The sequence below is a fragment of the Streptomyces triticagri genome (genome assembly GCF_003429565.1).
In the GTDB taxonomy this organism is placed as follows: domain Bacteria; phylum Actinomycetota; class Actinomycetes; order Streptomycetales; family Streptomycetaceae; genus Streptomyces; species Streptomyces triticagri.
Window position 1 is genome coordinate 125,714 of the sequence record NZ_QUAK01000064.1, and the last position, 8,382, is coordinate 134,095.

6 protein-coding genes are annotated in these 8,382 nt (G+C 71.5%); 5 read left to right on the forward strand and 1 reads right to left on the reverse strand.

Annotation, left to right across the window (positions count from 1 at the left end):
- Positions 1-444: 444 nt before the first annotated feature.
- The 4 genes from DY218_RS11835 to DY218_RS11850 all read left to right on the forward strand — a co-directional run bounded on the left by DY218_RS11835 (position 445) and on the right by DY218_RS11850 (position 5,434).
- Positions 445-921 carry a methyltransferase domain-containing protein gene (locus DY218_RS11835; protein WP_233521525.1) on the forward strand — a complete coding sequence of 159 codons (477 nt, stop codon included), beginning with the start codon at positions 445-447 and terminating at the stop codon, positions 919-921.
- Positions 918-3,506 (forward strand): SUMF1/EgtB/PvdO family nonheme iron enzyme, encoded by a 2,589-nt coding sequence (locus DY218_RS11840; protein ID WP_128555919.1) that lies wholly within the window; start codon positions 918-920, stop codon positions 3,504-3,506. Before DY218_RS11835 ends, DY218_RS11840 begins: the two co-directional genes overlap by 4 nt.
- Positions 3,503-3,763: a hypothetical protein gene (locus DY218_RS11845; protein WP_128555920.1), complete on the forward strand. Its 261-nt coding sequence runs from the start codon at positions 3,503-3,505 to the stop codon at positions 3,761-3,763. The genes DY218_RS11840 and DY218_RS11845 overlap by 4 nt, the downstream gene beginning before the upstream one ends.
- Positions 3,764-3,916: 153 nt before the next feature.
- On the forward strand, positions 3,917-5,434 hold the full coding sequence (locus DY218_RS11850; RefSeq protein WP_128555921.1) for an alpha/beta hydrolase: 1,518 nt from the start codon (positions 3,917-3,919) through the stop codon (positions 5,432-5,434).
- A gap of 10 nt (positions 5,435-5,444) precedes the next feature.
- On the opposite strand, the gene DY218_RS34505 is transcribed toward DY218_RS11850, so the two are convergent.
- Positions 5,445-7,517: a protein kinase domain-containing protein gene (locus DY218_RS34505; protein WP_233521526.1), complete on the reverse strand. Its 2,073-nt coding sequence runs from the start codon at positions 7,515-7,517 to the stop codon at positions 5,445-5,447.
- A 162-nt stretch (positions 7,518-7,679) separates the two neighbouring features.
- On the opposite strand from DY218_RS34505, the gene DY218_RS35030 reads away from it, so the two are divergent.
- Complete coding sequence (locus tag DY218_RS35030; protein WP_233521530.1) at positions 7,680-8,150, forward strand: hypothetical protein; 471 nt, start codon at positions 7,680-7,682, stop codon at positions 8,148-8,150.
- The last annotated feature ends 232 nt before the right edge of the window (positions 8,151-8,382 follow it).

Below are 8,382 nucleotides of genomic sequence, written 5' to 3' on the forward strand. Positions count from 1 at the left end.
GTCCCGCCCACCACGGGCAGGACCGCTCTTCGCCGTCCGCGCACGTCCGGCCCGCCGCCACGCATGACGGCGGACTTGCCCGGCGGCGCCGAAGTCTGTTGCATGGCACGGGACATGGCCGTTCGGCTGATGGGGGGCACGGAGTGGACCGGGACGCAGGCGAGCACTACGAGGGACTCGCCGAGAACTACGAGGAGAACTGGGACTACCGCCCGGGGTACGCCCAGTGGATGGCCGGAAGAATCACCGAGGCACTGAACCTGGAGCCCGAGGACCGGATCGCCGACATCGGCTGCGGCACCGGCCTTTTCACCCGCGAGGTCCTGGCGTCGGTCCAGCCGCAGGCACCGATCGCCTGCATCGACCCGTCCGCCGCGATGCTTCGCCAAATCGGGCACCCCCCCCCCCGCTGGTCTGAGACCGATTCGGGCCTTCGCCGAGGAGGTGGCCGAGGGGCGAGTCGGTCTGCCGCACGAACGGCTGGACGCGATCTGGATCAAGGAAGCCGTCCATCACTTCACCGACCCGGGCGCCACCCTGCACGGACTTGCCCGCCTGCTCGCACCGGGCGGCCGCATCCTCGTCGCCATGCTCCCCGCCACCATCGCCTACCCTCTCTTCCCCGCCGCGCTGAAGCGGTACGAGGAACTCCAACCCGACCCCGCGGGAATCGCGGCACACCTGCGAGCGGCCGGCCTGGAAGCCGACCTCACCTATGTGGAACACCAGTTGCGCCTTCCCAAGGAGCGCTACCTCGCCATGGTCCGGGCGCGCTACATGTCCGTACTGGCGGACTTCGACGACGACCGGATTGAACGCGGGATCGCGGAGATCAGGGCGGCACACCCCGAGGACGAGCTCACGTTCCCGGACCGTTTCGCCTTCGTGCGCGGCACGCTCGCGCTCCGGGCGACCTCATGAGCGCGCCCGTCGACGAACGACTCGACAGGCTCCGCGCCGAACTGGACGAGCACACCCGCATCGCCGCTCATCTGGACATGGATCTCCGGCGACCTCTGCGTTCCATCGCCGACGGCTATCCGGAGAACGCCATCTCGCTGATCGGCAATCTCACCGAGCGCCTCCTCAAGGAACTCTGGCGCCACCACGACATCGAGGGCGACCCGAGCGGGCGGGCCCTGAACGACCTCATCAAGCGCTGCCAGCCGCACATCCGCAGCTCGCCCGTGGTGAACGCACTCGACGACATCCGCAGGCTGCGCAACCGCTCCGCGCACGACGGGTACGAGGTCGCCGAGGAGGACGGGCTGCTCGCCGTCCGCCGCCTCGTCGATGTGCTCGCCTGGTTCACCAGCACGGGCAGCGCCGCGCTCGCCGGCGGTGAGCCGCACCTGGCACCCGAGGTCGCGCGGCGCTGCGAGTTCCTCTCCGGTCTGTACGTCACGCTCGGACACCGGATCGCCAAACGCTTCGTGCTGTCCCCGGACACCGTGTACCAGCTGTTCTGCCGCGAGTCGGGAATGCGTCTCGAGTACGTGGAACTGGTGCTCTCCACCGATGCCGAAGAGCTGCGGACCGTACTGAACCGGACGGACGGCGTACTGCTGCGCACCCGGCTTCCGAAGCTCACCCGGTTCGTCGTGCTCGACGAAGCGAGTGAAGCGCTGACCGATTTGCTCGGCCAGGACTTCCGCTGTGTGGAGTACGACGGCTTCGTCTCCACAGTGATGGACATCGACGCACATCTCGCCACCGGGGACCGGCCTCAACCACCTGTCTCTGTGCAGGCGTTGACCGCGCATGTGCTGCGCCCGGACGAGCGCACCGGAGATCTGCGGGTGGACCCCGCAGACGACGCCGCACGGCTCCTGGCCCAGCTCGCCCGAGGCTCCGCGAACGTCCTCGTCACGGGCCGGCCGGGCAGTGGAAAGAGCACCCTCCTCAAGGGGCTTGCCCGGGCGCCCGTCGGCCGTCGCTTCCGGTTCTACTTCGACCTGAGTCTCAAGCCGCGGGACGAGTCCTTCGGCGAGTACGTCGGCCGGCTGCTCGCACCTTGTATGACGACGGACCGCTCCCGGGCGTACGACCTGTTCCTGTACCTGATCAGGTCGGGGTCCGCGCTCTGCATCCTGGACGCGGTCGACGAGACCGTCGCGGACCGGTCGCCCGCCGGCCTTCTTCGCCTGTTCGCCGACCTGGCGCCCGTCCTGTCCGCCGAGTCGACGGTCGTGATGAGTTCCCGGGTGTCGTTCCTCGCCGACTCCCCGCAGATCCGCAGCCTCCTGGACCGCGGAGCGACGCCCAGCGAACAGCTGGTCGAGCAGATGTACGCGGGCGGCGTCGACCCGGCCCGGTTGCCGCACTTCCACCTGATACGGCTCGGCGGCCCCGGCCGCACGCCGCTCGAAGCGCGGCTCGCCGCGGGTCAGGAGGAGCGGACGGAGCTCGACATACTCCTCGACCGCAGCACGCGCGGCGTCCTGGAAGACGCCGGGGCGGCTCACCTGCTGCCCCGGGTGCGGGAAGGCTTCGGACGAGCCTTTCTCGCCGGGCAGACCCGGTTCTCCCTGGTCGACCTGTACCGCATGCTGGGTGCCGAGGCTTTCGCCGACGGCTGCCTCGAACCGACGGCGCTGCTCCTCGCACCGCTGTTGCGGCCGGCCGGGACGGAGTGTTTCGCACTTGTCCACTCCGCGTACCAGGAACTGTTCGCCGCGCGGTACCTGGCGGACCTCACCGAGCCGTCTCCCGTCCCCGAGCCCTGCCTGACCGACCTGGTACGCGCCTTCCGTGCCCGCCTGCCCCAACGCCCCTCCGACGACTGCGTGTTGACACCGGGTACCCATCTGGTGGGACCGGCCGAGCGGTTGCTCCTGCGGCCCGTACGATTCGACCGGCACACCGTGACCGTGGCCCGCTACCGCCGCTTTCTGGCAGCGCTGCACCCCGACGGCACCTCCCCCTGGGACCACCCCGACCAGCCTGCCCACGTCACGCACCTACCGCCCGCCGACCGTCTGCGGGATCCGCAGTACTTCACCGATCCCGCCTTCGACGACCATCCCGCCGTCTGCGTCACATGGTGGAGTGCGTACGCCTTCGCCGCCTACGAGGGGAAGCGGCTGCCGACCTCGCTCGAATGGGAGGCGGCGGCCCGCGGCCGGGACGGGCGGCTCTTCCCCTGGGGCGACCGCACCGAGGCGCCTCCCGTCAACTGCGCGGACACCTGGGTCGGCCGACCTCTCGTCACCTACCAGGCCTGGCGGACCGAATTCGTCGGGGACGCCATGCGGCGTGCCCGCGCGACCGCCGTGCACGCCCACCCGGAGAACCGCTCGCCCTACGGCGTGGTGGGCATGGCCGGCAACGTCTGGGAATGGACGTCCAGTTCGGTCGACGGCCCCGGGACGGCCGTCATCTGCGGCGGCAGCTACGACAATCCGCTGCGCGCCGTGCAGGCGAGCAGCAAGAGCCAGTACCGAAAGCCCGGCACGAGCAACGCCGTGGGATTCCGTTGCGTGGAGGAACTGGAGGCTCCCGTATGACATCGGCCCGATTCGGCGTCGTCGTCGACCGCAGCTCGGAGGGCGACGGAACCGGCGCCCCGATCGGCATGTACGTCCTGCGGGACGAGGAGGACGGACACCACTACAGCTTCAGCTACACGGACATCGTCACGGAGGGCTTCCGCACCATCCGCATCGGCGAGCGGGTGCGCTTCCACCTGGCCGAACTGCCCGCCTGGCGCGCGGAGTTCGTGATCCGGCTCGACCAGCCCGACCCGGCGGCGTACTACCCCTGAACACCGTGCCCCGCCGGCGGGCGGGCCGGCGGACGTGCGTCGTGCGCGTCCGATCGCACCGGCCCGCCCGAGGGTGGTACGGGGGCAACCCCCCGATGCGGTACGCCGGTTGGTCGGATGGCTGCAGGGTGCTCGAGCGGCGAGAGTCGTCGTATGACGCAGACCAGACGCAATGTGCAGACCGGACGCCGTGTCACGCTGTTCGCCACCGTCCTCGCCGTCGGGGCCCTCGCCGTGCCGCTGACGGCTGCGGCGCCGGACGAGGCCGCCGGCTCGGCAGCCGCACCACCGGGCCTCGATTGGGGCCCCTGTCGGGGCGAAGGACTCGATCCGCGCCAGGAGTGTGCCACGCTGCGGGTGCCGATGGACTACTCCGAGCCGGACGGCGAGCAGATCGGGATCGCCGTTTCGCGCATCCCGAGTGAGAGTCCCGGAAAGCGGCGCGGCGCGCTGGTCCTGATTCCCGGCGGACCCGGCGGGTCCAGCATCAACGACCCCTCCGGCAAGGGGCAGAAGCTCCCGCAGAAGGTGCGGGACACCTACGACCTGATCGGCTTCGACCCGCGGGGAGTCGGCCGCTCGAACCCGGTCGACTGCAACCTGGAGCACGCGGACCTGGCGCTCTCCAAGCTCCGCCCGTGGCCCGCCCCGGACGGCTCGATCACCGAGAATCTGGCCACGGCGCGGCGTATGGCGAAGACCTGCGCGCGCAACGGGGACGAGTTGCTGCAGCATCTGAGCACCGCGAACGAGGCCCGTGACATCGACCGGATCAGGGAGGCGCTCGGCGAGCGCAGGATCTCCGCCTGGGGTGTGTCGTACGGGACGTATGTCGGCGCCGTGTACGGCGAGTTGTTCGCGCACCGCACCGACCGGATCGTGCTCGACAGCAACGACGACCCGGATCCCGAGCGGGTGTCGAGGGCCTGGCTCGCCGGGCACGAGCAGGGCGTCGAGGACACCTTCCCGGTGTTCGCCGAGTGGGCGGCCGACCCGGACAACCCGGACCGGCTGGCCGCCACGGCGGCGGAGGTGCGGCCCCGCTTCCTGCGGCTCGCGGCCCGGCTCGACCGCGAGCCGATCCCCTGGCCCGGGGCCAACCCGGAGGAGCTCAACGGGAACGTCCTTCGCCAGACGCTGCTCGACTCCTTCTACGCCCCCGACCGCTTCCCCGCCCTGGCCAAGCTGATCTCCGCCGCCGAGCAGGGCACCGTGCCGCCCGCGCCCGAGGCCCCGCCGGAGGAGGCCCTGCAGAACAACGCGGCCGTCGGCGCCGGCGTCCTGTGCAACGACGTCGAATGGCCCGAGTCGGCCGCCGGCTACCGCAAGGACGTGGCCGAGAGCCGCTCCGCGTACCCGCTGACCGCCGGCATGCCGCGCAATGCGATGGTCTGTGCCGCCTGGCCGTACCCGCAGCGGGAGAAGCCGGTACGGATCACGGACCGCGGGCCGTCGAACGTCCTGCTGATCCAGAACGCCCGTGACGTCGCCACCCCACTGAGCGGCGCCCGCAAGCTCCGCGCGGCCCTGGGCGACCGCGCGACCATGGTGGTGAACGACGCGACCGGGCACGACGCCTATCTGGCCAACGGCACGGCGTGCGGCGACCGGCTGGTCAGCCGGTTCCTGGCGACGGGTGAGCGGCCTGGGCGAGACGCGTACTGCGAGTGAACCGGGGCGGTCAGCCGGCCCGCTGGAACGGGGCACCGGGCCCGCCGTACTTGCCCTGGAAGCGCAGACCGCCGTCGAGGAACCAGGTGCCGGCTCCGGAGCTCGTGCACATGCCCGACTCCACGACGGGTGCCGATACGGAGAGTCGTTTGCCGCCGTCCTGCACCGCGATCAGGGTGGCCCGCGCCACACAGGAGTTGCCGTAGTCCCGGGACAGCGTCATGACGGTCTCGTTCGGCGCTGCCTGGCGCACCACCACCTTGGTGAAGTCACCGCCGGAGACATGGGTTTCGCGGGTCCAGGTGCCGAGGAAGGCCCCCGGCACCGAACCTGACGACGGGGCGTCACCGCCTGCCGGCGGCTTGCCTCCACCGCCCGAACCGCCACCGCCGGAGCCGGTGCCGCCGCCGGACCCCTCGCCCGCCCCGGAGCCTCCGCCGGCGGGCGAGTCGTCGTTCCCGGAGCCGGCGGGCGCCGACGCGCCGTCGCCCTTTCCGGCTCCGTCCTCGCCCTTGTCGTCGCCTTCGGCGGAGTCCTTGCCCTTGCCTTCGTCCTTCTCGTTGTCCTTGCCTTCCTTGCCGTCCTTGCCCTTGTCGGCGGAGCCGGAACGGTCCGCGGTCGCTGTCGCGCTCGGGCCGGCCGCGGAGGCTCCCGGCCGTCCGCCGGAGGCGTCCGTATCCCCGTCGCCGCGCTGGAGCAGGGCGACACCGCCGCCGATCAGGACCACGGCGACCGCGGCCGCGGCGACCGCCCAGATCCTGCGCTTCGTGGCGCGACGGCCGACCGTGGGAGAAGAAGAAGGAGGAGGAGTCGAGGCGTCGTCCACGGATGCGGATTCCGGTACGGCGACGGGGACTCGGCCGCCCGCGGGGCCCTTCGCCTCCCGCTCCGGGCGCAGCCCGACGGTGGGTACGTCCGGCCGGTCCGCGTCCGGAGTATCGGGGGTCTCCGGACCGTCGGCCTCCGGCGCGGCGGAATCCGCAGAACCCGCAGGATCGGCAGGGTCGGTGGGACCTGTGGGTCCTTCGGGATCGGCAGGTGCTGCGGAGTCTCCGGGCTCGGGCGCTGCAGAGTCCCTGGGGTCACCCGCCGAGGGCTCCGCGGACCGTACCGCCGGGACGTCCCTGTCGATGATCGCGGCGGTCTGCCGAGCGATACGGGCGACCAGTTCCGGCGGCAGCCACGAGGCGACCGCACCGTCCGCCGCTCCGGCGGCCCCCGCCGACCCCACCCTGCCGTCCGCTGCGATCCGCTCCAACAGAGCGTGTACGACGGGCCGTTCGGAAGGTGCCTTGGTCAGACAGCTCTCGATGAGCTGCCGCAGAAACGGATCGTCCACGGCATCCAGGTCCGGCGGCGACTCGACGATCTGGTACATCACCGCGTGCTGGTTCGACGCCCCCGTGCCGAACGGCAGCCGCCCCGTGGCCGCGTACGTCAGCAGGCAGCCGAGCGCGAAGACATCGGCCTCCGGCCCGACGGGGTCGCCCACGACCTGCTCCGGCGCCATGAACCCCGGGGAACCGATCACCATTCCGGTGCTGGTGAGCAGGGATTCCACGGATGTCTGGACGGCCCGCGCGATACCGAAGTCGATGATCTTCGGGCCGTGCACCGTCACCATCACATTGGACGGCTTCAGATCCCGGTGCACGATCCTGGCCTCATGGATCCCGGCCAGCGCCCGCAGCATTCCATCGGCGAGGCCGAGCACCTCATCGGTGCCCAAGTGCCCGGAGGAGCGCACCACTTGCTCGAGGGAGGGCCCAGCCACATAGCCGGTGGCCACCCAGGGGTTGCGGCCGTCCGGCTCGGCGTCGAGCACGGGCGCCGTGAAGCGTTCGCTGACCCGGCGGGCCGCCTCGATCTCGCGGCGGAATCGCGCACGGAAGGCGAGATCCGCGGCCAGCTGTTCGTGCACCATCTTGACGGCCACCGTGCGGCCGCCTTCCGAACGGGCCAGGAACACCCGGCCCATCCCGCCGGCACCGAGCCGTCCGAGCAGCCGGTACGCCCCGATGCGCTCGGGGTCCCCGGGCAGCAGGGGCTCGATGCCGTAGTCGTCGTCCCTGTCGTTGCGCACGCCGAGCCCGAACCCCCGTAGTCGCTGCCACACGCTGCCGGACCACACTGCCCGACGCGAACCGGAGTCAGAATAGGGGCTGTTGACGAGGAGTACACACCCAGTACCCCATCCACGGCGGCCGCCTCTCGCGACGGGCGGAACGGCCCGTAGGCTCCGGTCATGCACGCTGACAGTCCGACCCCCGACCGGATCGTGGGCCGCTGGCGGATCGTCTGTTCCACATTCCCGATGTGGCTCGGCGGACGGCGCACGAACGCGGCGTTCACATACCGCCCGATGGAGCGCACCTCGCGCGGTGCGGCCCGGCTCGCCGACGAGGTGTCCTACGAGTCGGGGGGACGCACGCGCCGGATCCTCGGCGTCGACACCCATCTGACCGATCGGCCCGGTCTGGTGTTCCGCTGGCGGGGCCGTGGCGCCCTGCGCCCGCTGAGCAGCGTGTGGCGGGTGACGGAGCTGGCGCCGGACGGCTCCTGGGCAGTCATCGAGTTCTCGAAGTCGCTGCTCACTCCGGCGGGCATCGATGTCGTGGTGCTCGACGAGCGCTCCGGCGAGCCCGCGGTCCTGGACGCGGCCCGCCGCGTCGGAGCCGGACTCGGGGCACCCGAAGTACCTCGCCCGGCCGAGTGACACATGAACTTCACGGCCCTGTCATGGAGTTGGCGGTGGGCCGGAGTCGACGATGTGCCCATGAGTGATCACATCGGTGAAGTGGCGCACGACCGGCTGAGAAGGCGGCAGTTCCTGGCCGGCGAGGCGCGGGCGGCGGGAGTGGACCGGCGGTTGCTCCTGAGGATGCTGGCCGCGGCGGGCGCGGCCGGCGCCGCCGGTGTCGGGGCCGCGGCCCCGGCGGCTGCCCGCG

Bases quoted from the DNA above. Each gene is read 5' to 3' on its own strand.
- DY218_RS11845 (WP_128555920.1), top strand. From the start codon at position 3,503: ATGACATCGGCCCGATTCGGCGTCGTCGTCGACCGCAGCTCGGAGGGC.
- DY218_RS35030 (WP_233521530.1), top strand. From the start codon at position 7,680: ATGCACGCTGACAGTCCGACCCCCGACCGGATCGTGGGCCGCTGGCGG.
- DY218_RS11850 (WP_128555921.1), top strand. From the start codon at position 3,917: ATGACGCAGACCAGACGCAATGTGCAGACCGGACGCCGTGTCACGCTG.
- DY218_RS11840 (WP_128555919.1), top strand. From the start codon at position 918: ATGAGCGCGCCCGTCGACGAACGACTCGACAGGCTCCGCGCCGAACTG.